Origin of the sequence: Saccharopolyspora rhizosphaerae (assembly GCF_003931915.1) — a bacterium.
GTDB lineage: Bacteria > Actinomycetota > Actinomycetes > Mycobacteriales > Pseudonocardiaceae > Saccharopolyspora > Saccharopolyspora rhizosphaerae.
Genome location: NZ_RSAA01000008.1, coordinates 84,180 through 108,220, shown reverse-complemented (window position 1 = coordinate 108,220; position 24,041 = coordinate 84,180). Strand labels below are relative to the sequence as shown.

The window sequence follows — 24,041 nt, the reverse complement described above, 5'->3', positions numbered from 1 at the left end:
GCAGCGACCGCTCTTCCGTCCGACCGGTGCGGGTGCCCCCGCAGAGCACTGGAGAAGGCATGACCCTGACACGGACACGTCGGGCGGACGAGGTCGCCATCGGCGACGCGCTGCCCGAGGAGCGCATCGAGGCGACCCCGACCTTCATCGTCAGCACGGCGATCGCAACCCGGGACTTCCAGGACGTGCACCACGACCGGGACCTGGCGCAGGCCAAGGGGTCTCAGGACATCTTCCTCAACATCCTCACCACGACGGGACTGGTGCAGCGCTACGTCACCGACTGGGCGGGCCCGGAGGCGCTGGTGCGCGGGGTGTCGATCAAGCTCGGCGTGCCCTGCTACGCCTACGACACGCTGACCCTGCACGGCCAGGTGCTCGAACGGAGCGACGACGTGTTCGTCGTCGAGGTGCTGGGCCGAAACCAGCTCGGCACGCACGTCACCGGCCGCGTGCGGCTGGAGCTGCCGGAGGTGACCCGATGATCTCAGGTACGACCGCGATCGCCGGCATCGGCGCGACCGAGTTCTCCAAGGACTCCGGGCGCAGCGAGCTGCAGCTGGCCGCCGAGTGCGTGCGCGGCGCGCTCGCCGACGCCGGGCTGGAACCGTCCGACGTGGACGGGCTGGTCACCTTCACGATGGACACCAACACCGAGGTGGCGGTGGCCCGAGAGGTCGGCATCCCGCACTTGAGCTACTTCAGCCGCATCCACTACGGCGGCGGCGCCGCCTGCGCCACCGTGCAGCAGGCGGCCATGGCCGTGGCGACCGGGATGGCCGAGGTCGTGGTCTGCTACCGGGCGTTCAACGAGCGCTCGGGGCAGCGGTTCGGCCAGTTCAACGCCGGCTTGTCCGGGCAAGCCACCTCGACGGGCCTGGACAACAGCTGGTCCTACCCGATGGGCCTGGGCACGCCGGGCGCGCAGGTGGCCATGTTCGCCCGCCGGTACATGCACGAGTACGGCGCGACCAGCGAGGACTTCGGCCGCATCGCGGTCGCCGACCGCAAGCACGCCGCCACCAACCCGAACGCCTGGTTCTACGAGCGGCCGATCACGCTGGAGGACCACCAGAACTCGCGGTGGATCACCGAACCGCTGCGGTTGCTGGACTGCTGCCAGGAGAGCGACGGCGGTGTGGCGCTGGTGGTCACCAGCCTGGAGCGGGCCCGGGACCTCGCGCAGCCACCCGCGGTCGTGGCCGCGGCGGCGCAGGGCAGCGGACCGGACCAGTTCACCATGACCAGCTACTACCGCGACGAGCTCACCGGCCTGCCCGAGATGGGCGTGGTGGCGCGGCAGCTGTGGGAGCAGTCCGGCCTCGGGCCGCAGGACGTGCAGGTGGGGGTCCTCTACGACCACTTCACGCCGTTCGTGCTGGTCCAGCTCGAGGAGCTGGGTTTCTGCGGGCGGGGTGAGGCCAAGGACTTCATCGCCGACGGCGCGATCGAGCACGGCGGGCGGTTGCCGCTCAACACCCACGGCGGGCAGCTGGGGGAGGCCTACGTCCACGGGATGAACGGCATCGCCGAAGCGGTCCGCCAGGTCCGCGGCACGGCGGTCAACCAGGTCGACGAGGTCGACAACGTCCTGGTGACCGCGGGCACCGGCGTCCCCACCAGCGGCCTCGTGCTGACAACCAACTGAAACATGTTATAGATTTTCCCGCTTCGGGCGGTATGATGTGGCGTGAAGTTGCACGTGAACCGGTTCCTCTGCGAATGGGAACCTGTTCCAGTCGGTGTTCGTGGAGGTCGCATGCTCAGCGCCGAGACCCGGGAAGGGCTCGCCGAGCGGTTGTGGCGGGCGGAGCGCGAGCGGGAACCGGTCCCGCCGCTGGTCGAGTCGCACCCGGACATCGACGTGGTCGACGCCTACCAGATCCAGCTGATCAACATCCGCCGCCGCGGCAGTCCGGTCGCCGGGCACAAGGTGGGGCTGTCCTCGCCGGCGATGCAGCAGATGATGGGCGTCGACGAACCGGACTACGGGCACCTGCTGACCGACATGCGGCTGGCCGAGGACGTGCCGATCGACGCGCGCGCCTACTGCTACCCGCGGGTGGAGGTCGAGGTCGGGTTCCTGCTGGCCGAGGACGTCCCACCGGGTTGTGACGAGCAAGGCGTGCTGGAGCGCACCGAGGCGCTGATCCCCTCGATCGAGCTGATCGACAGCCGCATCCAGGACTGGCGCATCGGGATCGCCGACACCATCGCCGACAACGCCTCCTCCGCCGGCTTCGTGCTCGGTGCGGCACGCGTGGCTCCCGGCGAGCTCGACCCGCGCGGCATCGAAGCCGTGCTGCACCGCAACGGCGAGGTCGTCGCGGAGGGCCGCTCGGACGCGGTGCTGGGCAACCCCGCGACCGCCGTGGCCTGGCTGGCCAACAAGGTCGCCGGCTTCGGGGTGCGGCTGCAGGCGGGCAACGTCGTGCTGCCCGGCTCCTGCACCCGCGCCATCGACCTGCGGCCGGGGGACACCTTCCAGGCCGAGTTCTCCGGTCTCGGCACCGTCGGCCTCACCGCGAAACCCTAGGGGGTGTTGTGGACAGCGCAGTCACCGCCGCTTCCGGTCGCGCGAAAGACCGGTGTGCACAACGACTTCTACTCATCACAGGAGGGGCGTCATGACCGCGAAGGCGGCCATCGTCGGGTCGGGCAACATCGGCACCGACCTGCTCTACAAGCTCAGCCGCTCGAAGGACGTCGAACCGGCCTGGATGATCGGCATCGACCCGGACAGCGACGGTCTGCGCCGAGCCGCCGACCTGGGCGTGGCGACCAGCTCCCAAGGCGTGGGCTGGTTGTTGGACAACGGAACTCCGGACCTGGTCTTCGAGGCGACCTCGGCCTACGTGCACAAGGCCAACGCCCCGCGCTACGCCGAGCGCGGCATCCGCGCCATCGACCTCACCCCGGCCGCGGTCGGGCCCTACGTGGTGCCACCGGTCAACATCGACGAGCACCTCGACGCGCCCAACATCAACCTCATCACCTGCGGCGGGCAGGCCACCATCCCGATCGTGCACGCCGTGTCGCGGGTGGTCCCGGTCGCCTACGCCGAGATCGTCGCCTCCGTGGCCTCGGTGTCGGCCGGGCCCGGAACGCGGTCGAACATCGACGAGTTCACCCGCACCACCTCCAAGGGCATCGAGGTCATCGGCGGAGCTGAGCGCGGGAAGGCCATCATCGTGCTCAACCCCGCCGACCCGCCGATGATCATGCGGGACACCATCTTCTGCGCCATCCCGCCCGACGCCGACACCGACGCCATCGGTGAGTCGATCACGAGGATGGCCCGCGACATCGCCGAGTACGTCCCCGGGTACCGGCTGCTCTCCGAGCCGCAGTTCGACCCGCCCTCGGCCGTCACCGGTGGTCAGGCCCGCGTGGCGGTGTTCGTCGAAGTTGAAGGCGCGGGCGACTTCCTGCCCAAGTACTCCGGGAACCTCGACATCATGACCGCCGCCGCCGTGCGGGTCGGCGAAGGACTCGCCCGCACCGGGGCGCTGCAGAAGGAGGCCGCGCGGTGACCGGACTGCCCAAGACCTACAGCGACGAGCTGGACCTGCGCATCACCGACACCTCGTTGCGCGACGGCTCGCACCACAAGCGCCACCAGTTCACCGCCGACGAGGTGCGCGACATCGTCACGGCGCTCGACGGCGCCGGGGTCCCGGTGATCGAGGTGACCCACGGCGACGGGCTCGGCGGGTCCTCGTTCAACTACGGCTTCTCGCGCACGCCCGAGCAAGAGCTGATCACCCTCGCGGCGGAGACCGCGCGCCACGCCAAGATCGCGGTGCTCATGCTGCCCGGCGTGGGCGTCACCGACGACATCGTCATCTCGCGCGACAACGGCGCGTCGGTGTGCCGGATCGCCACCCACTGCACCGAGGCCGACGTGTCGGTGCAGCACTTCGGGCTGGCGCGCGAGCAGGGCATGGAGACCGTCGGGTTCCTCATGATGGCCCACTCCCAGCCGCCGGAGGTGCTGGCCAAGCAGGCGCGGATCATGGTCGACGCCGGCTGCCAGTGCGTTCACGTCGTCGACTCCGCCGGAGCGCTGGTGCTCGAGCAGGTCACCGAGCGGGTCGCGGCCATCGACGCCGAGATCGGTGGCGAGGCGCAGATCGGCTTCCACGGGCACGAGAACCTCGGGGTGAGCGTGGCCAACTCCGTCGCCGCCGCCCGCGCCGGTGCCGTCCAGATCGACGGCAGCGCACGGCGGTTCGGGGCCGGGGCCGGCAACACGCCGGTGGAGGCGTTCGTCGGGGTGTGCGACAAGCTCGGGTTCCGCACCGGCGTGGACTTCTTCGCCATCGCCGACGCCGCGGAGGACGTGGTGCGCCCGGCGATGCCGGAGGAGTGCCTGCTCGACCGCTCCGCGCTGATGATGGGCTACGCCGGGGTGTACTCCAGCTTCCTCAAGCACGCCGCGAACCAGGCCGAACGCTACGGCGTGAGCCAGGCGCAACTGCTGGTCCGGGCCGGGGAGCGCAAGCTCGTCGGCGGCCAGGAGGACCAGCTGATCGACATCGCGCTGGAACTGCAGCGCGAGAAGGCCGAGTGAGTAGGAGCGCTGCATGAGCGACAGCACCGAAGTTCTCGAAGCAGTGCGCAAACTGCTTCCCGCGCTGCGGGATCGAGCGCAGCAGGCTGAGGACGACCGCAAGATCCCGGCGGAGACGATCGCCGAACTGCAGGAGGCGGGCTTCTTCGCGCTGCTGCAACCCAAGCGCTACGGGGGCCACGAGGCCGACCCGGTGGAGTTCTACACCGCGGTCAAGCTCATCGCCAGCGCCTGCGGTTCGACCGGCTGGGTCGCCTCCATCCTGGGCGTGCACCCCTGGCACCTGGCGCTGTTCCCGCAGCAGGCCCAGGAGGACGTCTGGGGTGAGGACCCGAACACCAGGATCTCCTCGTCCTACGCACCGATGGGCAAGGCCACCGTCGTCGACGGCGGTTACCGGTTGTCGGGCAAGTGGAGCTTCTCCTCCGGGTGCGACCACGCCAGCTGGGTGTTCGTCGGCGGGCCCGCCCTCGACGACGACGGCAAGATGGTCGACTTCTGCACCTACCTGCTGCCGCTGGGCGACTACACCGTCAACGACGTCTGGGACACCGTCGGTCTGCGCGGCACGGGCAGCAACGACATCGTGGTGGACGACGTGTTCGTCCCGTCGCACCGGGCGTTGAGCTTCATGGCGATGTCGAAGACGCAGTGCCCGGGCCACGAGATCAACACCGCGCCGCTGTACCGGCTGCCGTGGGGGACCGTCCACCCGTCCACGATCACCGCGCCGATCATCGGCATGGCGCAGGGCGCCTACGACGCGCACGTCGAGCACCAGGCCAAGCGGGTCCGCGCCGCCTACGCCGGTGAGCAGGCCAAGGACGACCCGTTCGCCAAGGTCCGCATCGCCGAGGCGGCCAGCGAGATCGACGCCGCGTGGCTGCAGCTCTCCACCAACATCGCCGAGGAGCTGGCGTTGCTGCAGGCAGGGGAGGAGGTGCCGATGTCGTTGCGGCTCAAGGCCAGGCGTGACCAGGTGCGCGGCACCGCGCGGGCGATCTCCGCGGTCGACCGGCTCTTCGAGAACTCCGGTGGCCGGGCGCTGCAGGCGGGCACGCCGATCCAGCGGTTCTGGCGCGACGCGCACGCCGGCCGGGTGCACGCGGCCAACGACGCCGAGCGCGCGTACACGATGTTCGGCAGCGGAGAGTTCGGCATCCCGGTGAAGGATTCGATGGTCTGATGGTGGAGATCAAGAGCCAAGACGCGACGCTGCCCTCGGGGCTGACCCTGCACTACCACGAAGCCGGGGTCGGCAACGGGTCCACTGTGGTCATGTTGCACGGCGGCGGCCCCGGGGCGTCGGCGTGGAGCAACTTCAGCCGCAACATCGCGGCGTTCGCCGAGGAGTTCCACGTCATCGCCGTGGACCAACCCGGATTCGGCACGTCCTCGAAGCCGACCGAGCACGGCCAGTACTTCACCCACAGCGCGAGCGCGTTGAAGGAGCTCTTCGACGCGCTGGGCATTCAGAAGGCGCACCTGCTGGGCAACTCGCTCGGCGGCGGCACCGCGGTGCGGTTCGCGCTGGACCACCCGGGCCGCGCGGGCCGGTTGGTGCTGATGGGCCCGGGTGGGTTGAGCCTCAACGTGTTCGCGCCGGACCCGACCGAGGGCGTGCAGCGGCTCGGGCAGTTCGGGGCGCCACCCGGCCCGACCAAGGAGAAGCTCGAAGCCTTCTTGCGCACGATGGTCCACGACCAGTCGCTGATCACCGAGGAGCTGGTCGAGGAGCGCTTCGCCGCGGCGAGTGCCCCCGAATCGCTCGCCGCGATGAAGGCGATGGGCAAGTCCTTCGCCCAGCCTGAGACCTTCGAAGAGGGCTTGCTGTGGCGCGAGGCCTACAAGCTGCGCCAGCGCGTGCTGCTGATCTGGGGCCGGGAGGACCGGGTCAACCCGCTCGACGGGGCTCTGGTGGCGCTCAAGCTGATCCCGCGCGCCCAGCTGCACGTGTTCGGCGGCTGTGGCCACTGGGCCCAGCTGGAGAAGTTCGAGGAATTCAACAAGCTGACCCGGGATTTCCTGCTCAACTAGCCGGCAAAAGGGAGGTAGTCCGATGGGGATTCGCTCGCTCGGGTATCTGCGCATCGAGGCCACCGACATCGAGGCGTGGCGGACCTACGGCCTGAAGGTCCTCGGCATGGTCGAGGGCAGCGGGAGCGACCCGAACGCGTTGTACTTCCGCATGGACGACTTCCCGGCGCGGCTGGTCATCGTGCCCGGATCGCAGGACCGGCTGCTGCAGGCGGGCTGGGAGGCCGAGCACGCAGCAGGACTGCAGGAAGTGCGGGACTCGTTGAGCGCCAACGGCATCCCGTTCAAGGAGGCGACGAAGGAGGAGCTGGCCGACCGGCGGGTGGCGGAGCTGATCCGCTTCAGCGACCCGTCGGGCAACGAGCTGGAGGTCTTCCACGGCGCGGCGTTGCAGCACCGCCGCGTCGTCAGCCCCTACGGGCACACCTTCGTCACCGGCGAGCAGGGCCTGGGGCACGTGGTGCTGTCCACCCACGACGACGAGGCGGCGTTGCGGTTCTACCGCGACGTGCTCGGGTTCAAGCTGCGTGACTCGATGCGGATGCCGCCCGAGCTCGTCGGTCGCCCGTCGGACGGCGATCCGGCGTGGTTGCGGTTCTTCGGCTGCAACCCGCGGCACCACAGCTTGGCGTTCCTGCCGATGCCCACGCCCAGCGGCATCGTGCACCTCATGGTGGAGGTCGAGGACGTCGACGACGTCGGGCTGACCCTCGACCGGGCTTACCGCCGGAAGGTGCCGATGTCGGCCACGCTGGGCCGCCACGTCAACGACCTCATGCTGTCCTTCTACATGAAGACCCCCGGCGGCTTCGACGTCGAGTTCGGGTGCGAGGGACGGCAGGTCGACGACGAGGACTGGATCGCCCGCGAGAGCACGGCGGTGAGCCTGTGGGGCCACGACTTCTCCGTCGGCAACCGCCCGCCGGGGCAGTGAGGGGGAACGAGGTGGAAGCCGTGGTCACCGAGGTCGACGGCGCCGCGTTCCGGCGCACGCTCGGGCACTTCTGCACCGGCGTCGCGGTCGTGACCGCCGAGTGCGACGGCGAGCCGGTGGGGTTCGCCTGCCAGTCCTTCTCAGCGCTGTCCCTCGACCCGCCGCTGGTGCTGTTCTGCCCGGGCAGGACGTCCCGGACGTGGCCGTTGATCGAGAGGGCCGGGCACTTCTGCGTCAACGTCCTGGCGGCCGGGCAGCGCGAGGTCTCCGCCGTCTTCGGCCGCAGGGGTGAGGACAAGTTCGCCGGCCTCGACTGGACTCCTGCGCCGTCGGGAGCCCCGGTCCTCGACGGCGCCCTCACCTGGCTGGACTGCGCGGTGGAGTCGGTGCTCGACGGCGGTGACCACCACATCGTCGTCGGCCGGGTCCGCACCCTCGGTGAAGCGACCGGCGAAGACCCGTTGCTGTTCTACAAGGGCGCCTACACCGGCATCACCCGGCCCACCACGCCCGCCCAGTACTGGCCGGAGGACTTCCTCACCGGAACCCCCGACGACTGGCTCTAAGACCACCGGCGGCTCCGCGAGGTCTTCAGACCACCTCCCACGCGCACACCCTCACCCGGTGATGGCAAGGCCATGATCGACGGCAAGGGCCCGGAGCTCTGACGCCCGACAGCGCCCAGAAGTTCTCAGGCCCTGACACGCTCTGACGTCGACAGGCTCTGACACCCTGACGGGCTCTGACACCCCCCACAAGCGCTCACGCCCCTGACACGCCTCGGGCTCTGATGACTGCCCGGGCGACCCCACTCGCTCTGAACGCCTCACGAGCACCCGTCCGGGTGAGGCATCCGAAGTTCGCCGAGGTTCGAGTCCGGACTTCTGGACTCGAACCTCGCGCGAGGGTGCGTCGGCCGCTGCGGTCGGGTGTGTTGTGGCAGGTCGTAGGCCTTCGGTGGGGGACGGGGAGGGCCTGGTGCTCGCGTGTCGGGAGTGAGGGAGTGCGCGAGTGGGGAGTGAGGGGTGCGCGCCGGCGGGGGGTGAGGAAGCCGCGTTGGCGCGCACCCTCCGAGCAGGGTCAGAGGCGTTCGAGGACGGTGCCTGTGGAGAGGGCGCCGCCCGCGCACATGGTGACCAGGGCTGTGGTGCCGTCGCGGCGCTCGAGCTCGTGCAGGGCCGAGGTGAGCAGGCGGGCGCCGGTGCTGCCGACCGGGTGGCCGAGGGCGATGGCGCCGCCGTTGACGTTGACGCGGTCCATGTCCGGGCCGTGCACCTGCGCCCAGGACAGCACCACCGACGCGAAGGCCTCGTTGACCTCGAAGACGTCGATGTCGTCGACCTTCATCCCGCTGCGCTCGAGCACGCGCTCGGTGGCCTGCACCGGCCCGTCCAGGTGGTAGTAGGGCTCGGCGCCCACCAGGCACTGCGCGACGATCCGGGCGCGGGGCCGCAAGCCCAGCGCCGCGGCGCGGTCGGAGTCCACGAGCAGCAGCGCCGCGGCGCCGTCGGAGATCTGCGAGGAGCTCCCGGCGGTGTGCAGGCCGTCCTCGAGGACCGGCTTGAGGCCACCCAGCGCCTCCAGGTCGGTCTCGCGCAGCCCCTGGTCGCGGGTGACCTCCTCGTCGCCCACCCGGACCGGCACGATCTCGCGGTCGAAGCGGCCGTTCTTCCACGCCAGCTGCGCGCGCTCCTGCGAGCGCACGCCGAAGCGGTCCAGGTCCTCCCGGGTGATGCCGCGGCGGCGGGCGATGCGGTCGGCGGCCAGGAACTGGTTGGGCAGGTCGATGTCCCACGAGTCGGGCTTCGGGAGCCCCACGTCGGTGCCGATGTTGCTGCCCAGCGGCACCCGCGTCATGGCCTCCACGCCGCAGGCGATGCCGACCTCGATGGCGTCGGTGGCGATGAGCCCGGCGATGAGGTGGGTGGACTGCTGCGCCGACCCGCACTGGGCGTCGATCGAGGTGCAGCCGGTCTCCTGGGGGAGGCCGGAGTGCAGCCACGCGGTGCGGGTGACGTTGCCCGCCTGCTCGCCGGCCTGGGTGACGCAGCCGCCGATGACCTGTTCCACCGCCGCCGGATCGATGCCTGCCCGCTCCACCAGGCCGCGCTGGGCGGAACCGAGGACCTCCGCGGCGTGCAGCCCGGACAGCCAGCCCTTGCGCTTGCCGATCGGCGTGCGCACCGCCTCCACGATCACCGGAGTGCCCACCTGATTCTCCTCTCACCGCGATCACTACCCAGTCGAATCTAGAACATGTTATCCCTCTATGCCACGGTCGGTTCCGCAGCGGAACGATCTGTCCCTTGGCTTGCACGATTCAAGTGCGGTTAAAGGGTTTACCGAGCCCGAATCTTGTGGTTCGCTTCACATAGAACTCGTTTCAGTTCGTGCAGCGCAGGAGGTAGCCGTGGTAGCACCGAGCCTTCCGGAGGGCTTCGACTTCACCGACCCCGACCTCTACTCCGAGCGGGTGCCGCTGGAGGAATTCGCGGAGCTCCGGCGCACCGCGCCGATCTGGTGGAACAAGCAGCCGTTCCGGAAGTCGGGGTTCGACGACGAGGGGTACTGGGTCGTCACCCGGCACGAGGACGTCAAGGAGATCTCCCGCCGCACCGACGTGTTCTCCACCTACGAGAACACTGCGATCATCCGCTTCAACGAGGAGATGACGCGGGAGCAGATCGAGATGCAGCGGTTCGTCATGCTCAACATCGACCCGCCGGAGCACACCAAGGTGCGTCGCCTGGTCGCCCGCGGGTTCACCCCGCGCGCGGTCAACAGCCTCAAGGACGTGCTGCACCAGCGGGCGGAGGCGATCGCGACCGGCGCGGTGGAGTCGGGCACCGGTGACTTCGTCACCGACATCGCCTGCGAGCTGCCGCTGCAGGCCATCGCGGAGCTGCTGGGCGTGCCGCAGGAGCACCGCAAGGAGATCTTCGACTGGTCCAACCAGATGGTCGCCTACGACGACCCCGAGTACGACATCGACCCGCAGACCGCCGCGGCGGAGATGCTCGGCTACTTCATGGGCGTGGCCGACCAGAAGCGCAAGTGCCCGATGGACGACATCGTCACCAAGCTCGTCGAGGCCGATGTCGACGGCAGCGCGCTCAGCGACGACGAGTTCGGCTTCTTCACGATCCTGTTGGCGGTGGCGGGCAACGAGACCACGCGCAACGCGATCAGCCACGGCATGCACGCGTTCATGCAGCACCCCGACCAGTGGGAGCTCTACAAGCGGGAGCGGCCGGAGACGACCGCCGACGAGATCGTCCGCTGGGCGACCCCGGTGGTGTCCTTCCAGCGCACGGCGCTGGCCGACACCGAGTTGTCGGGCGTGCAGATCAAGAAGGGCGAGCGGGTCGGGATGTTCTACAGCTCGGCGAACTTCGACCCGGAGGTCTTCGACCGGCCCGAGCGCTTCGACATCACCCGTGACCCGAACCCGCACGTCGGCTTCGGTGGCACGGGCGCGCACTACTGCCTGGGCGCGAGCCTGGCGCGGCTGGAGATCGACCTGATCTTCAACGCGATCGCCGACCACATGCCCGACATCCGCCAGCTCGAAGAGCCCCGCCGGCTGCGCTCCGGCTGGCTCAACGGGATCAAGGAGTACAAGGTCCAGTACCGCTGAGGGGGATGGCACGCATCGTCTTAGGCGGTGCGGGTGGCGGAACCTGAGGCGGTCCTCCCGCTCCGGACGCGCCGACTCGTGCACGACGTCGGCGCGTCCTCGCAGGAGAACCGCCTCAGAACCCGCGGCGGTGCGAGCTGAGTCCCACACTCGGAACACCCGCCTCCCGAACGCACGACGGCGCCGCCCTGTCCGGGGCGGCGCCGTCGTGCGATCGCGGGGGCTCAGCGCAGCGTGGCCACTGCTCGGTCGAACTCCCAGAAGGCCCGGAGGGCCTTGATGCGGCCTTCGTCGTCGACGCGGTAGGAGAACACGCCTTCGGCGTCCATCGTCGAGCCGTCGGGCAGGTGGGTGGTGATCGTGCCGACGTTGGCGACCTCGTTGCCGCAGGCGAAGGAGTCGTCGATGGAGAACTCGATGCGCTCGGCCTGCGCGATGGCGGTCTCCCAGAAGGCCGAGATCGCCTCGCGGCCGTGGTGCCCCTTGCCGTCGGGGTCGAAGGCCGAGGGGCCCACCGGGTCCTCGACGACCGCGTCCGCGGCGAACAGCGACAGCCACTCGTCCTTGGCCGCGCGGGACACCGCGTCCATCGACGCCAGGGCGGCGTCGCGGGCGGGGTGCGAGTCGCGGGTGGCCTTCCAGTGCACTCCGCTCATCTGCGGCCTCCTCAGACCTTCTCGATGACGTCGGCGGCGAACTTGCGGATCGAGTCCAGCTTGGCCTCCAGGGGCGCGTCGAAGCCGTGGCCGTCGAAGACCCACGGCACCACGATCGCATCGGTGACGCCCACTTCGGCCTGCTCGCGGTAGCCGTCGACGCCGAACCGGTCGACGCACACCGCCTGGATCTCGAACGGCTCGTCGGCCCGGTCGTAGGAGGCGCGCAGCTCGCCCAGCCGGTCGATGGTCTCGCGCAGCTCCGCGATCCCCATCATCGCCGAGGCCCATCCGTCACCGACCCGCGCGGCGCGCTTGAGCGCCGGCTCGGTGTGCCCGCCCACGTAGAACGGCACCGGCTTGGCGGGGGCGGGGGAGATCTGGAGCTTGTCGAAGTCGAAGAACTTCCCGTGGTACTCGACCATGCCACCGCCCAAGACGAGGCGGAGGATCTCGATCATCTCGTCGACGCGGGCCCCGCGCTTGGCGTACGGCGCACCGCACCACTCGAACTCCTCCGGTGCCCAGCCCAAGCCGAGCCCGAGCCCGAAGCGGTCACCGGTCATCGAGGCGACCGAGGCCAGTTGCCGGGCCAGCAGGACCGGGTTGCGCGGGCCCAGCTTGAGCACCGAGGTGTAGAACCGCAGCCGCGTGGTCACCGCGCCCATCGCGGCGGCGGCGATCAGCGGGTCCACCCACGGGGTCTCGGCGTCCCACATCCGCGTCCCGTCGGGCGTGTAGGGGTACTCCGCCGAGACGTGCTCGGAGTAGAACAGCGAGTCCGGCAGCGCGATCGAGGTGAAGCCGCACTCCTCGGCGGTGCGGGCGAGCTCGGTGAGCTGGTCCAGCGGCGTCATCGCCACCGACATCGTGAACTTCATCTAGGCTCCCGGTTTGTCCGATCCGACGACCCACGTGGAGAAGTACTGCGAGCCACCGCCGTAGGCGTGGCCGAGCGCGACGCGGGCCCCGTCGACCTGGTTGTCCCCGGAGTCGCCGGTGACCTGCCGCGCGGCTTCGGCGAAGCGCAGCAAACCGCTCGCGCCGATCGGGTTCGACGAGAGCACGCCGCCGGAGGGGTTGACCGGCAGCCGACCGCCGATCGCGGTCTCGCCGGCTTCGGTGAGCTTCCAGCCCTCGCCTTCGGGCGCGAAACCGAGGTTCTCCAGCCACATCGGCTCGAACCAGGAGAACGGCACGTAGATCTCGGCGCAGTCCACTTCGGACAGAGGGTCGGTGATCCCGGCCTGCTTCCACAGCGCCGCGGCCGCGTCCTTGCCGGCCTGCGGGTTGACCTGGTCACGACCGGCGAAGGTGGTCGGCTCGGTGCGCATCGCTGTCGCGTGGATCCAGGCCGCCTTGCGGCTGCTCGCGCTGGCCTCGTCGCCGATCACCACCGCGCACGCGCCGTCGGAGGACGGGCAGGTCTCGTCGTAGCGGATCGGGTCCCAGAGCATCTGCGAGGACATCACCGAATCCACCGTGATGTCGGGCTGCTTCACGTGCGCGTAGGGGTTCCGAGCGCCGTTGCGGCGGTCCTTGGCCGCCACCACCGCGCCGGTGTGCGTCGGTGCGCCGGAGCGCCGGATGTAGGAGCGCACGTGCGGCGCGAAGTAGCCGCCCGCGCCGGCACCCACCGGCATGGTGAAGGGCGGGACGATCGACAGCGCCCACATCGCGTTGGACTCGGACTGCTTCTCGAAGGCCACCGCCAGCACGCGCCGGTGCACGCCGCTCTGCACCATGCTCGCGGCCACGTTGCCGGTGGAGCCACCCACCGAACCCGCGGTGTGCACCCGCAGGAGCGGTTTCCCGGTGGCGCCCAGCGCGTCGGCCAGGTGCAGCTCGGGCATCATCACGCCCTCGAACAGGTCGGGTGCCTTGCCGACGACCACGGCGTCGATGTCCGGCCAGTCGACCCCGGCGTCGGCCATCGCGCGGTCGATCGCCTCGCGGCACAGCCCGGCCATCGAGACGTCCAGCCGCTTGCTGGTGTGGTGGGTCTGACCGGTTCCCAGCACGGCCGCCAACTGCTTGCCCATCAGGCTCGTCCCTCCATCACGCACACCAGGTTCTGCTGCAGCGCGGGGCCGCTGGTCGCGTGCGCCAGCACCTTGCCGGCGCGCCCGTCGAAGACCTGCGTGGCCGCCTCGCCGATGCGCGAGAGCCCGGCCGCGAACATCGGGTTCCCGCACAGCGCCCCGCCCGAGGGGTTCACCGACACCGCGTCGCCGAGGCCGAGCGCCCGGCGCAGCAGGAGCTCCTGGTGGGTGAACGGCGCGTGCAGCTCGGCGACCTCGACGCCGTCGAGGTCCAGCGCGCCGGCCGCGGCCTCGGTGGACCGGGATCGCCGCAGGTCGCGGGCGCCGAGGCTGCCGGACTCGACGCGGTGCTGGATGCCGCCGATGTAGGCGGGCCTGTCGCGGATCTCCCGCGCTCGTTCGGCGGAGGCCAGCACGACCACCGAAGCCCCGTCGGTGATCGGTGCGCAGTCGTGAGCGCGCAGCGGATCGGCGAGGTAGGGCTCGGCCAGCAGCTCCTGCGCGTCGAACGCCCCGGAGACCTGTGCGCTGGGGTTTCCCTTGGCGGCAGCGCGGTTCCGCACCGCGACCTCGGCCATGTCGCTCTCGGTGTAGTCCCCGGCGTCGAGCCCCGTCCGTGCCTGCAGGCCGGCGATGCTCACCGAGTCCGGCCACAGCGGCGCGACCGAGTACGGGTCCAGCTGCAGGGCCAGCGTGCGGCGGAGGTCGCCGGCCGAGGACTTGCCGAAGCCGTAGACCAGCGCGGTGTCCACCTCACCGGTCTGGATCTTCACCCAGGCCTCGAACAGCGCCCACGCGGCGTCCATCTCCACGTGCGACTCGTTGATCGGCGGGAACGCGCCGATCGCGTCGACCGCGGCGATGAACGAGAAGGCGCGTCCGGCGAGGTAGTCCGAGGAGCCCGAGCACCAGAAGCCGATGTCGGTCTTGGTCAACCCGGTCTGGGCGAAGACCTCCTGGAAGATCGGGACGAGCATCTCGACACCGTTCGTGGTGCCGTTGGTGGCGCGCACGTTCGGTGCCTGTGCGAAGCCGACGACGGCGACGTCAGTCATGGCAGCTCCTTCACAGGTGGTGGGCGTAGGTTTCGAACGGCGCGTCCGGCTCCCCGGTCGGTTCGAAGTGGTCGATGTTCTCCAGCGTGTGGCCCCACTGGTCGCGCGGCTTCCACGACGCCTTGACCCGCATGCCCATCCGCACCTCGGAGGCCTCGCAGCCGAGCACCAGGTGCAGGAACGCGATGTCGGCGCCGTCGAGCAGGACGTAGGCGCCGACGTACGGGGGCTTGATGCGCTGGCCCAGGAACGGGACGTTGACGATGCAGAAGGTGGTCACGATCCCGGTGTCGGGCAGCTCCACCTCCTCGACCGTGGGCACGCCGTCGGTGGGGCAGGCGCCGCGCGGCGGGATGTAGACCTTCGAGCAGGCGGGGCAGCGCTGGCCCAGCAGCCGACCTTCGGCGAGCCCTTCGAGGTAGCGGCTCTCCTCGGGTGAGGCGGAGTGCGTGTACTCCAGGCGCACCGGCGTGGTCACCATCGTCACCGGGTCGCCGCCGACGGGCTGCGGGACGTCCGCGTGGCCGACGGGCTCGAAGCAGGCGATGTCGCGGATCCCGTTGCCGCGCTCGGCGGCCCAGCGGACCTGCACCCGCATCCCGGTGGAGAGAGCTTCCGGTCCGGACACGTCCACGGCGTGCAGCATCGGGGTGTCTGCGCCGTCGAGGCGTACCAACGCCCAGGCGAAGGGCCGGTCGAGCGGCTGGCCGGGCAGCGGATCGGGCATCCACGTCCAGCTCACCACCGTGCCCTGGGTGCCGACCTCGACGAAGTCGTCCAACGGCGCAGCGGTGTCCGGGTCGTACTCGAGGGGAGGAACGTGCACCCTGCCGTCGCTGCCGCGCACGCCGACGATGCCGCCGTCGCGCAGCGCGGTGGCGAATCGGCTGTGCACGGTCCCGAGCGAACGGGTGTAGTCGAAGCCGATGTTGAGCGGGGCGCTGAGCGGTTCGGAGATCCCAGTCACACAGCGAAGTGAAACATGTTCTCGCCATCGCGGCAACATCCGGTGCAGTATGGGCGAAGTCCGCGTGCGGTCGGGAAAGGGAGGCTCACAAGTGAAAGTAGGACTGCAGCTGGGGTACTGGGGCGCGGCCCCGCCGCCGAACGCGCAGGAACTCGTTCTCGAAGCCGATCGGGCCGGGCTCGACGCGGTCTTCGCCGCCGAGTCGTGGGGTTCCGACGCCTTCACGCCGCTGGCGTGGTGGGGCTCGGACACCGAGAACGTGCGGTTGGGGACCTCCGTCGCGCAGATGTCGGCCCGCTCGCCGGCCTCGTGCGCGATGCACGCGCTGACCCTCGACCACCTCTCCGGCGGGCGGGCGATCCTCGGCCTCGGCGTGTCCGGACCGCAGGTGGTGGAGGGCTGGTACGGCCAACCCTTCGCCAAACCGCTGGCCAGGACCAGGGATTACGTCTCGATCGTGCGGCAGGTGCTCGCGCGCGAAGCACCGATCCGCAACGACGGCGTGCACCACCGGCTGCCCTACGACGGTCCGGGCTCGCTGGGCCTGGGCAAGCCGCTCAAGCCGATCACCCACCCGCTGCGCGCGGACCTGCCGATCTGGCTGGGTGCCGAGGGCCCGAAGAACGTGGCGCAGACCGCTGAGATCGCCGACGGCTGGATCGCGGTGTACTACTCGCCGCGGGTCGGCGGGATGTACGAGGAGTGGCTGTCCGAGGGTTTCGCCCGCGAGGGGGCGCGCCGCACCCGCGAGGAGTTCGAGGTGGCGGCGACCTGTCAGGTCGTCATCACCGACGACCCCGAGGCGGAGCGGGCGAAGCTCAAACCGTCCGTGGCGCTCTACATCGGTGGTATGGGCGCGCCGGGGATGAACTTCCACGCCGAGCTCTTCCGCCGGATGGGCTACGACGAGGCGGTGTCGGACATCGAGCGGCTCTTCGCCGCAGGTCGGCGCGAGGAGGCCGTGGCGGCGGTCCCGGACGAGGCTGTCGACGACGTGGCCATCATCGGCGACCGCGACCACGTGCGGGAGCGGATCGCGGTGTGGGAGAAGTCCGGCGTCGACGTGCTGCTGGTCGGCTGCCGGGACGCCGAGCACGTCCGATCGGTCGCCGACGCGGTGCGCGACTGAAATCTGTTCTCCCTTCCGCTCGGTCGCGGGCCGGACTGCTCGCCGCCGGTTCGGTCCGCGACCTTGCCCTACAACTGCAACACGTTCTAGGTTTGTTCGGCTGGGGAAAGCTCTCGCCGTCGACAGGAGTCGCCGTGGCCGACATAGGACTGTGGAACATCGCCGACCAGCAGCCGGACCGCACGGCCGTCATCACGCCGGACGGCGGTTCGGTGACCTACGCCGAACTCGCCGCCGCTGCCAACCGGTACGGCCGCGGTCTGCAGAGCATGGGACTGGAACCGGGCGACAGCATCGTGCTGATGCTGCCCAACGGAGCCGACCTGCTCGCCGCCTACTTCGCAGCCGTGCAGAGCGGCCTGTACGTGGTGACCGTGAACTGGCACCTGGTCGGAGCCGAGGTCGCCTACATCGTCGAGGACAGCGGCGCCAAGGCCTTCATCGCGCACGAGCGCTTCGCCGAAGCCGCCTCCGACGCCGCTGCGCGCAGCGGGTTGCCGAGCCAGGCGCGCTTCGCCGTCGGTGACGTGCCGGGGTTCCAGCCGCTGGCCAACCTGGGCGCCGACGAACCCGCCGCGCGACCGGACGTGCGCACCACCGGCTCGCCGATGCTCTACACCTCCGGGACCACCGGTCGTCCCAAGGGCGTGCGCCGGCCGTTGACCGGCGCGGACCCGGACGACGTGCCGGCCGCCAACGCGTGGTTCTTCGGGATCTTCGGGTTGAAACCCTTCGACGACCACGTGCACCTGTGCGGGTCGCCGCTCTACCACACGGCGGTCCTCAACTTCGTCAGCATCTCCATCCAGTTCGGGCACACCGCGGTGCTCATGGACCGTTGGGGAGCCGAGGAGATGTTGCGGCTGATCGAGCGGCACCGCGTCACCCACAGCCACATGGTCCCCACCCAGTTCCACCGGCTGCTGGGGCTGCCGGACGAAACCCGCGCCCGGTACGACGTCTCCTCGCTGCGCACCATGATCCACGGCGCGGCTCCGTGCCCGCAGGAGGTCAAGCGCGCGATGCTCGACTGGTGGGGCCCGGTCGTCGTGGAGTACTACGCGGCCACGGAGGGCGGAGGCACGGTCATCATGGCCGACGAGTGGCTGCGCAAGCCCGGTTCGGTCGGCAAGCCCTGGCCGGGTTCGGTGGTGCGGGTGCTCGGCGAGGACGGCGAGGAGCTGCCCGCGGGCGAGATCGGCACTGTCTACATGCAGATGGGTGGCTCGACCTTCGAGTACCACAACGACGAGAAGAAGACCCGTGAAGCGCGGGTGGGCGAGCTGTTCACCCTCGGCGACGTCGGCTACCTCGACGAGGACGGCTACCTCTACCTGTGCGACCGGCGCAACGACATGATCATCTCCGGCGGGGTGAACATCTACCCGGCCGAGATCGAGAACGCGCTCTCGGTGCACGACAAGGTCGCCGACGTGGCCGTGTTCGGCGTGCCGCACGACGACTGGGGCGAAGAGGTCAAGGCGGTCGTCCAGCCGGCGGCCGGTACCTCGGCGGGCGACGCGCTCACCGAGGAACTGCTGGCCTACGCGCGGGAACGGCTGGCGAAGTTCAAGGTGCCGCGCAGCATCGACTACGTCGACGAACTGCCGCGCGACCCCAACGGCAAGCTCTACAAGCGCAAGCTGCGCGACCCGTACTGGGAGGGTCGGGAGAAGGCCATCTGAGCTGCGCAGACGCGCACGACCGCGTGCGGCGGCGGATCACCCTCCGCCGCACGCGGTTCCGTGCTGCCCACGGGGGGATCCGGATGGCGGACCGCCCATTTCGCGGTCGCGTTCCGCAACCCTTGTCTTAAGCGATAACACGTTCTACTTTTTTCGAGTGGCACTCAACATCGCAGATCTCTTCGAGCACGCAGTCGACCTGGTCCCTGAGCGCGTCGCAGTGGTCTGCGGCGAACGCCAGGTGACGTTCTCGGAACTGGAGGAGCGGTCCAACCGGCTGGCGCACCACCTCGCCGCCCACGGCGTGGGGCCGGGTGCGCACATCGGCGTGTACTCCAGGAACTCCATCGAGGCGCTGGAGGCGATGCTCGCGGCGTACAAGCTGCGGGCGGTCGCGATCAACGTGAACTACCGGTACGTGCCCGCCGAGTTGCAGTACATCTTCTCCAACGCGGACATGGTCGCGCTGGTGCACGAGAGGCGCTACAGCGACCACGTCGCCGAAGTGCTGCCGCACGTCCCCGATTTGAATCATGTTCTAGTGATCGAGGACGGCTCGGACGCCGACCACACCCGCTACGGCGGGGTGGAGTACGAGTCCGCGCTCGCCGCGCAGCGGGCCGACCGCGACTTCCCCGAGCGCAGCGCCGACGACCTCTACCTGCTCTACACCGGCGGCACCACCGGCATGCCCAAGGGCGTCATGTGGCGGCAGGAGGACGTGTGGCGCGTCCTCGGCGGTGGCATCGACTTCATGACCGGCGAGTACGTCAAGGACGAGTGGGAACTGGCGCGCACGGGTGCCGAGCAGGGCGGGCTGATCCGGCTCCCCGCGGCTCCGTTCATCCACGGTGCGGCGCAGTGGGCCACCTTCGGCAACCTCTTCGCCTGCGCCACCACGGTGTTCGTGCCCGAGTTCGACCCGCACGAGGTGTGGCGGGCCGTCGAGCGAAACAAGGTCAACGTGCTGGCGATCGTCGGCGACGCGATGGCCCGGCCGCTCATCGAAGCCCTGCACGAGGGCGGGTACGACGCCTCGGCGGTGATCGCGATCTCCTCGACGGCCGCGCTGTTCTCGACCTCGGTCAAGCACCAGTACCTCGACGCGCTGCCCAACGTGGTGATCACCGACGCGATCGGCTCCTCGGAGACCGGTTTCGGCGGTATCGGCATCGTCACCAAGGACGGCGTGCAGAGCGAAGGCCCGCGGGTCACCGCCGACCGCAAGCTCATCGTCATCGACGACGACAACAACCCGCTCGAGCCGGGTTCCGAGCAGGTCGGCTGGCTGGCCAAGTCCGGGCACGTGCCGCTGGGCTACTACAAGGACCCGGAGAAGTCCGCCTCGGTGTTCGTCGAGGTCAACGGCACGCGCTACGTCGTGCCCGGTGACTACGCGCGGCTGGAGGCCGACGGCACGGTCACCCTGCTCGGACGCGGCAACATGTCCATCAACACCGGAGGCGAGAAGGTCTTCCCCGAAGAGGTGGAGAGCGCGCTCAAATCGCACCCGGACGTCTTCGACGTGCTCGTCGTCGGAGTGCCCGACGAGCGCATGGGCCAGCGGGTCGCCGCGCTCGTGCAGCCCCGCGAAGGAGCCACGCCGAGTCTCGCCGACCTGGACACCCACGCCCGCAACTCCATCGCCGGCTACAAGGTGCCGCGCAGCCTGTGGATCGTCGAGCAGATCACCCGGTCGCCCAGCGGCAAGCCCGACTACCCGTGGGCCCGCAAGCACACCGAGACCCACGCGCCCGCGGAAGTCAACGACCCCACGCGCAAGTCCGCCGCCCGCTGAGCGCCATCGCCGTGCGCGAGTGGCGGGGCCTTCGTCTTCGCGCCTGAACAACCGGCACCGCTGCGGGTCCGCTACCCCGCCACGCAAGACGAGTCACCCGAACCTCCGAGAGGAAAGAGATGCGAACTCCGCTGTGCGACACGCTCGGGATCGAGCACCCGGTCGTCGCCTTCACCCCGTCCGAGCACGTCGCGGCTGCGGTGAGCAAGGCCGGTGGGCTCGGCGTGCTGGGGTGCGTGCGCTTCAACGACCCCGACGAGCTCGACCGCGTGCTGGACTGGATGGACGCCAACACCGACGGCAAGCCCTACGGCGTCGACGTCGTGATGCCGGCCAAGATCCCGACCGAGGGCTCCCAGGTCGACCTGGACTCGCTGATCCCCGCCGAGCACCGGGAGTTCGTCAATCGCACGCTCGACGACCTCGGCGTCCCGGAGCTGCCCGAGGACGAGCAGGAGCGGGGCGGCGTGCTGGGGTGGCTGCACTCGGTCGCCCGCTCGCACGTCGACGTGGCGCTGCGGCACCGCATCTCGCTGATCGCCAACGCGCTGGGTTCGCCGCCGGTGGACATCATCGAGCAGGCCCACTCGCACGACGTGCTGGTCGCGGCGCTGGCGGGCAAGGCCGAGCACGCTGTGCGGCACGTCGACAACGGCGTGGACATCGTCGTGGCCCAGGGCCACGAAGCCGGTGGGCACACCGGTGAGATCGCGACGATGGTGCTGGTTCCGGAGATCGTGGACGCGATCGGTTCCCGCGCCCCGGTCCTCGCGGCCGGCGGCATCGGCAGCGGCCGGCAGATCGCCGCTGCGCTCGCGCTGGGCGCCTCGGGCGCGTGGATGGGCTCGTACTGGCTGACCACGGCGGAGTACGCCATGACGATGGGCGACTCGGTGACCCAAGAAGCGCTGCTGGCAGCCGATTCCAGTGACACCGTCCGCTCCCGCATCTACACCGGCAAGCCGGCCCGGTTGCTCAAGACCAAGTGGACCGAGGCCTGGGCCGAGCCCGACGCGCCGCAACCGCTTCCGATGCCGCTGCAGAACATCCTCGTCAGCGAGGCCCACCAGCGGATGATGCGCGCCCACGACCCGCAGGCGGTGTCGATGCCGGTCGGCCAGATCGTCGGCCGCATGAACGAGGTCCGTCCGGTCGCCGAGGTCTTCAACGACCTCCTCCGAGAGGTCGACGACACCTTCACCCGCCTCGACAAGCTCCGCTGAGTCCCCCCCAGGAGCCCTCTCCCACACCCGGGAGAGGGCTCCGACACGCGCGCCCACACCACGGACCGCAAGCCACTGGAACAAGGCCGACAGCCCTGACCACACCCATCGAAGGCCCCACCCGAGCAACACCTCACGAAGCCCCACCCCCGAGCCGCACCACCCGGGACTCCCGAGTGGGCGACCAACCCGCGGCCCCGCGCACCTCACCCGATTCGCACCAACCCGCGGCCCCGCGCACCTCACCCGATTCGCACCAACCCGCGGCCCCGCGCACCTCACCCGAGCCGGACCACCCGAGGCCCTGAGCCCCTCCCCCGAGCCACGCCTCTCGAGAACTCAAGACCTCGAGTCCCCAAGACCTCGAGCCCGCACTCCGATTCCTGCGACCCGCGGCGGAGAACGTCGAACTTCGCGGGAAGTTCGAAGGTTTTCTTGGGGATCGAACTTCGCGGGAGTTCGGAGGTGGCTGCCGAGTTGGGTGAGGGCCAGCAGGGGTGCCGGGGGTTTCGGTGCTGGTCCGGATGCCGGGCTAGGAGGTGGGGAGGTCCAGTGGGAAGAGGTTGGCGGCCAGTGACGAGAGGCCAGTGGTCAGTGGTGGGGAAGCTCGGTGGAAGGGGCTGAGTGGGGTTTCCGTGGGTCAGGTTGTGGGGGTGGGGGTGGTGGCTTGGTCGCGGGCCCAGCGGTAGTCGGCTTTGCCGCTGGGGGAGCGCTGGACCTGGGGGACCCGGATGATGGCCTTGGGGAGCTTGTAGCGGGCCACGTGGCGCGCGGCCTCGACGAGCAGCTCCTCGTCCGAGACCTCGTGCTGTTCCAGGAGTTCCACGATGGCGACCACTTCGCTGCCCCAGCGTTCGGAAGGTCGGCCGGTGACGATGACGTCGGCGATCGCGGGGTGTGCGGCGACGGCGCGCTCGACCTCCTCGGCGAAGATCTTCTCGCCGCCGGAGTTGATGGTGATGCTCTGCCGGCCGAGCAGCTGGATGCGCCCGTCCTCCAGGCGGATCGCGCGGTCGCCGGGGACGCTGTACCGCTTCCCGTCGACGACCGGGAAGGTGCGGGCGGTCTTGTCGGCGTCACCGAGGTAGCCCAGCGGCACCAGGCCGTGCCGGGCCAGCCAGCCCTGCCCGTCGCCGGGTGAGAGCTCACGGGTGAGGTCGTCGTCGAGGACCGTGGTGTCGGCGTCCGGGGTGAACACGCCGGGCTCAGCGGCGTCGCCGTCGGCGACCTGGCTCATCTGGATGCCCGTCTCCGAGGACCCCACGGTGTCGACGAACAGCACGTGCGGCAGCTGTTCCTGCAGCCGGGCGCGCACCGCCGGGCTCAGCGGAGCGCCACCGTTCTGCACCGCGAAGACACCGGAGAGGTCGTAGTCACCGCGCTCCAGCTCCGCCGCCAACGGCCTGGCCATCGCATCACCGACGACCGGGATGCTCACCACCCGCTCCCGCTCGACGGTCCGCAGGACGTCCGGCCAGTCCAGGCGGGTGGCGTCCCGGGGCAGCACGATCGCCCCGCCCTGGGTGATCATGTGGAAGGTCGACCACTGCGCGGCGCCGTGCATGAACGGCGCGGTCATGATCAGCCGCATGCCGCCGCCACCGGCCGCCGCGGCCTCGGCGATCTGGTCGTAGGAGCGGTAAGGCTCAGAGCTGCCGAACGGCGTGCCGCCCATGGCGCTGACGTAGGCGTCGTGCTGCCGCCACAGCACGCCCTTCGGCATGCCGGTCGTGCCGCCGGTGTAGAGCATGTACACGTCGTCACCGCTGGGTTCGGGGACCACGGCGGGAACCGATGTGTCCACGATGGACCCGTAGGGCACCGCGCCGGGCAGCAGCGCGTTGCCGCTGTCGTCGGCCACCTGGATGAGCACCCGCAGCCTCGGCAACCGGTCGCGGATCTGGGCGACCTGCGGGGCGAAGGCGGAGTGGAACACCAGCGCTTCGGTGCCGGCGTCCAGGAACAGGTGCAGCAGCTCCTCGGCCACGTACCGGTAGTTGACGTTGAACGGCACCGCGCGAGCGCGCAGCGCGCCGACCAGCGCTTCCAAGTACTCGTTGCAGTTGTGCAGGTACAGGCCCACGTGGTGCTGACCGGACTCGTGCCCGGCGAGGCGGTCGCGCGGGGTGTGGCAGCCCAGGCCCTGCGCGGTGAGGTGGTGCGCGACGCCGTCGATGCGCTGGTCGAGCTCGGCGTAGCTGAACCGCCGATCGCCCCAGACCAGGACCTCCTGGTCGGGAACCGCCCGGGCGACGGTCCGGAAGACGGTGGAGAGGGTGAAGCTCGTTCGCGGCATGTGTGAGCT

At 70.1% G+C, this 24,041-nt stretch carries 21 protein-coding genes; 14 read left to right on the top strand and 7 right to left on the bottom strand.

Features of this window, described 5'->3' with window-relative positions:
- The first annotated feature begins 59 nt into the window (after positions 1-59).
- The 9 genes from EIL87_RS09705 to hsaB all read left to right on the top strand — a co-directional run bounded on the left by EIL87_RS09705 (position 60) and on the right by hsaB (position 8,110).
- Positions 60-485 (top strand): MaoC family dehydratase, encoded by a 426-nt coding sequence (locus EIL87_RS09705; protein ID WP_125089887.1) that lies wholly within the window; start codon positions 60-62, stop codon positions 483-485.
- Positions 482-1,648 carry a lipid-transfer protein gene (locus EIL87_RS09700; protein ID WP_125089886.1) on the top strand — a complete coding sequence of 389 codons (1,167 nt, stop codon included), beginning with the start codon at positions 482-484 and terminating at the stop codon, positions 1,646-1,648. The genes EIL87_RS09705 and EIL87_RS09700 overlap by 4 nt, the downstream gene beginning before the upstream one ends.
- Before the next feature lie 111 nt (positions 1,649-1,759).
- Entirely contained in the window at positions 1,760-2,536 is a 777-nt protein-coding gene (locus EIL87_RS09695) for a 2-keto-4-pentenoate hydratase (RefSeq protein ID WP_125089885.1), read from the top strand.
- A gap of 91 nt (positions 2,537-2,627) precedes the next feature.
- Positions 2,628-3,533: an acetaldehyde dehydrogenase (acetylating) gene (locus EIL87_RS09690; protein WP_125089884.1), complete on the top strand. Its 906-nt coding sequence runs from the start codon at positions 2,628-2,630 to the stop codon at positions 3,531-3,533.
- Positions 3,530-4,573, top strand: a complete 1,044-nt coding sequence (dmpG, locus tag EIL87_RS09685; RefSeq protein ID WP_125089883.1) for a 4-hydroxy-2-oxovalerate aldolase — start codon at positions 3,530-3,532, stop codon at positions 4,571-4,573. The genes EIL87_RS09690 and dmpG overlap by 4 nt, the downstream gene beginning before the upstream one ends.
- 13 nt (positions 4,574-4,586) lie before the next feature.
- Positions 4,587-5,759 carry a 3-hydroxy-9,10-secoandrosta-1,3,5(10)-triene-9,17-dione monooxygenase oxygenase subunit gene (hsaA, locus tag EIL87_RS09680; RefSeq protein ID WP_125089882.1) on the top strand — a complete coding sequence of 391 codons (1,173 nt, stop codon included), beginning with the start codon at positions 4,587-4,589 and terminating at the stop codon, positions 5,757-5,759.
- Positions 5,759-6,610 (top strand): 4,5:9,10-diseco-3-hydroxy-5,9,17-trioxoandrosta-1(10),2-diene-4-oate hydrolase, encoded by an 852-nt coding sequence (gene hsaD / locus EIL87_RS09675; RefSeq protein ID WP_125089881.1) that lies wholly within the window; start codon positions 5,759-5,761, stop codon positions 6,608-6,610. Before hsaA ends, hsaD begins: the two co-directional genes overlap by 1 nt.
- Before the next feature lie 22 nt (positions 6,611-6,632).
- Positions 6,633-7,544 (top strand): iron-dependent extradiol dioxygenase HsaC, encoded by a 912-nt coding sequence (gene hsaC, locus EIL87_RS09670; RefSeq protein ID WP_125089880.1) that lies wholly within the window; start codon positions 6,633-6,635, stop codon positions 7,542-7,544.
- Positions 7,545-7,564: 20 nt separating this feature from the next.
- Positions 7,565-8,110 (top strand): 3-hydroxy-9,10-secoandrosta-1,3,5(10)-triene-9,17-dione monooxygenase reductase subunit, encoded by a 546-nt coding sequence (gene hsaB / locus EIL87_RS09665; RefSeq protein ID WP_125089879.1) that lies wholly within the window; start codon positions 7,565-7,567, stop codon positions 8,108-8,110.
- Positions 8,111-8,624: 514 nt separating this feature from the next.
- Here hsaB and EIL87_RS09660 read toward each other — a convergent pair.
- Complete coding sequence (locus tag EIL87_RS09660; RefSeq protein ID WP_125089878.1) at positions 8,625-9,755, bottom strand: steroid 3-ketoacyl-CoA thiolase; 1,131 nt, start codon at positions 9,753-9,755, stop codon at positions 8,625-8,627.
- Positions 9,756-9,954: 199 nt separating this feature from the next.
- Here EIL87_RS09660 and EIL87_RS09655 point away from each other — a divergent pair, with 199 nt between their 5' ends.
- Positions 9,955-11,181, top strand: coding sequence for a cytochrome P450 (locus EIL87_RS09655; RefSeq protein WP_125089877.1), 1,227 nt, complete (start codon positions 9,955-9,957; stop codon positions 11,179-11,181).
- Positions 11,182-11,405: 224 nt separating this feature from the next.
- On the opposite strand, the gene EIL87_RS09650 is transcribed toward EIL87_RS09655, so the two are convergent.
- Genes EIL87_RS09650 through EIL87_RS09630 form a run of 5 tightly spaced genes read right to left on the bottom strand, consistent with a single transcriptional unit; the run spans position 11,406 to position 15,940 of the window.
- On the bottom strand, positions 11,406-11,837 hold the full coding sequence (locus EIL87_RS09650) for a nuclear transport factor 2 family protein (protein WP_125089876.1): 432 nt from the start codon (positions 11,835-11,837) through the stop codon (positions 11,406-11,408).
- An 11-nt stretch (positions 11,838-11,848) separates the two neighbouring features.
- Positions 11,849-12,718, bottom strand: coding sequence for a TIGR03619 family F420-dependent LLM class oxidoreductase (locus EIL87_RS09645; RefSeq protein WP_125089875.1), 870 nt, complete (start codon positions 12,716-12,718; stop codon positions 11,849-11,851).
- The gene (locus tag EIL87_RS09640) at positions 12,719-13,879 is read right to left on the bottom strand and encodes a thiolase domain-containing protein (RefSeq protein ID WP_125089874.1); all 1,161 of its coding nucleotides are present in this window, start codon (positions 13,877-13,879) and stop codon (positions 12,719-12,721) included.
- Positions 13,879-14,934 carry a thiolase domain-containing protein gene (locus tag EIL87_RS09635; protein ID WP_125089873.1) on the bottom strand — a complete coding sequence of 352 codons (1,056 nt, stop codon included), beginning with the start codon at positions 14,932-14,934 and terminating at the stop codon, positions 13,879-13,881. Before EIL87_RS09635 ends, EIL87_RS09640 begins: the two co-directional genes overlap by 1 nt.
- Before the next feature lie 10 nt (positions 14,935-14,944).
- Positions 14,945-15,940 (bottom strand): Zn-ribbon domain-containing OB-fold protein, encoded by a 996-nt coding sequence (locus EIL87_RS09630; protein WP_125089872.1) that lies wholly within the window; start codon positions 15,938-15,940, stop codon positions 14,945-14,947.
- A gap of 52 nt (positions 15,941-15,992) precedes the next feature.
- Between EIL87_RS09630 and EIL87_RS09625 the strand changes: the two genes are divergently transcribed.
- From EIL87_RS09625 to EIL87_RS09610, 4 genes are all read left to right on the top strand, one after another.
- Positions 15,993-17,030, top strand: a complete 1,038-nt coding sequence (locus tag EIL87_RS09625) for an LLM class F420-dependent oxidoreductase (RefSeq protein WP_125089871.1) — start codon at positions 15,993-15,995, stop codon at positions 17,028-17,030.
- A 134-nt stretch (positions 17,031-17,164) separates the two neighbouring features.
- Positions 17,165-18,715 (top strand): acyl-CoA synthetase, encoded by a 1,551-nt coding sequence (locus EIL87_RS09620; protein ID WP_125089870.1) that lies wholly within the window; start codon positions 17,165-17,167, stop codon positions 18,713-18,715.
- 157 nt (positions 18,716-18,872) lie between these two features.
- On the top strand, positions 18,873-20,513 hold the full coding sequence (locus tag EIL87_RS09615; protein WP_125089869.1) for an acyl-CoA synthetase: 1,641 nt from the start codon (positions 18,873-18,875) through the stop codon (positions 20,511-20,513).
- 119 nt (positions 20,514-20,632) lie between these two features.
- Positions 20,633-21,736, top strand: a complete 1,104-nt coding sequence (locus tag EIL87_RS09610) for an NAD(P)H-dependent flavin oxidoreductase (protein ID WP_125089868.1) — start codon at positions 20,633-20,635, stop codon at positions 21,734-21,736.
- Positions 21,737-22,376: 640 nt separating this feature from the next.
- On the opposite strand, the gene EIL87_RS09605 is transcribed toward EIL87_RS09610, so the two are convergent.
- Positions 22,377-24,032 (bottom strand): acyl-CoA synthetase, encoded by a 1,656-nt coding sequence (locus EIL87_RS09605; protein WP_125089867.1) that lies wholly within the window; start codon positions 24,030-24,032, stop codon positions 22,377-22,379.
- Positions 24,033-24,041 lie beyond the last annotated feature (9 nt).

Excerpts from the sequence above, each read along its gene's own strand:
- EIL87_RS09705 (WP_125089887.1), top strand. The coding sequence starts at position 60 with ATGACCCTGACACGGACACGTCGGGCGGACGAGGTCGCCATCGGCGAC.
- EIL87_RS09700 (WP_125089886.1), top strand. The coding sequence starts at position 482 with ATGATCTCAGGTACGACCGCGATCGCCGGCATCGGCGCGACCGAGTTC.
- EIL87_RS09695 (WP_125089885.1), top strand. The coding sequence starts at position 1,760 with ATGCTCAGCGCCGAGACCCGGGAAGGGCTCGCCGAGCGGTTGTGGCGG.
- EIL87_RS09690 (WP_125089884.1), top strand. The coding sequence starts at position 2,628 with ATGACCGCGAAGGCGGCCATCGTCGGGTCGGGCAACATCGGCACCGAC.
- hsaA (WP_125089882.1), top strand. The coding sequence starts at position 4,587 with ATGAGCGACAGCACCGAAGTTCTCGAAGCAGTGCGCAAACTGCTTCCC.
- hsaD (WP_125089881.1), top strand. The coding sequence starts at position 5,759 with ATGGTGGAGATCAAGAGCCAAGACGCGACGCTGCCCTCGGGGCTGACC.
- hsaC (WP_125089880.1), top strand. The coding sequence starts at position 6,633 with ATGGGGATTCGCTCGCTCGGGTATCTGCGCATCGAGGCCACCGACATC.
- EIL87_RS09650 (WP_125089876.1), bottom strand. The coding sequence starts at position 11,837 with ATGAGCGGAGTGCACTGGAAGGCCACCCGCGACTCGCACCCCGCCCGC.
- EIL87_RS09645 (WP_125089875.1), bottom strand. The coding sequence starts at position 12,718 with ATGAAGTTCACGATGTCGGTGGCGATGACGCCGCTGGACCAGCTCACC.
- EIL87_RS09640 (WP_125089874.1), bottom strand. The coding sequence starts at position 13,879 with ATGGGCAAGCAGTTGGCGGCCGTGCTGGGAACCGGTCAGACCCACCAC.
- EIL87_RS09635 (WP_125089873.1), bottom strand. The coding sequence starts at position 14,934 with ATGACTGACGTCGCCGTCGTCGGCTTCGCACAGGCACCGAACGTGCGC.
- EIL87_RS09630 (WP_125089872.1), bottom strand. The coding sequence starts at position 15,940 with ATGTTGCCGCGATGGCGAGAACATGTTTCACTTCGCTGTGTGACTGGG.
- EIL87_RS09610 (WP_125089868.1), top strand. The coding sequence starts at position 20,633 with ATGCGAACTCCGCTGTGCGACACGCTCGGGATCGAGCACCCGGTCGTC.
- EIL87_RS09605 (WP_125089867.1), bottom strand. The coding sequence starts at position 24,032 with ATGCCGCGAACGAGCTTCACCCTCTCCACCGTCTTCCGGACCGTCGCC.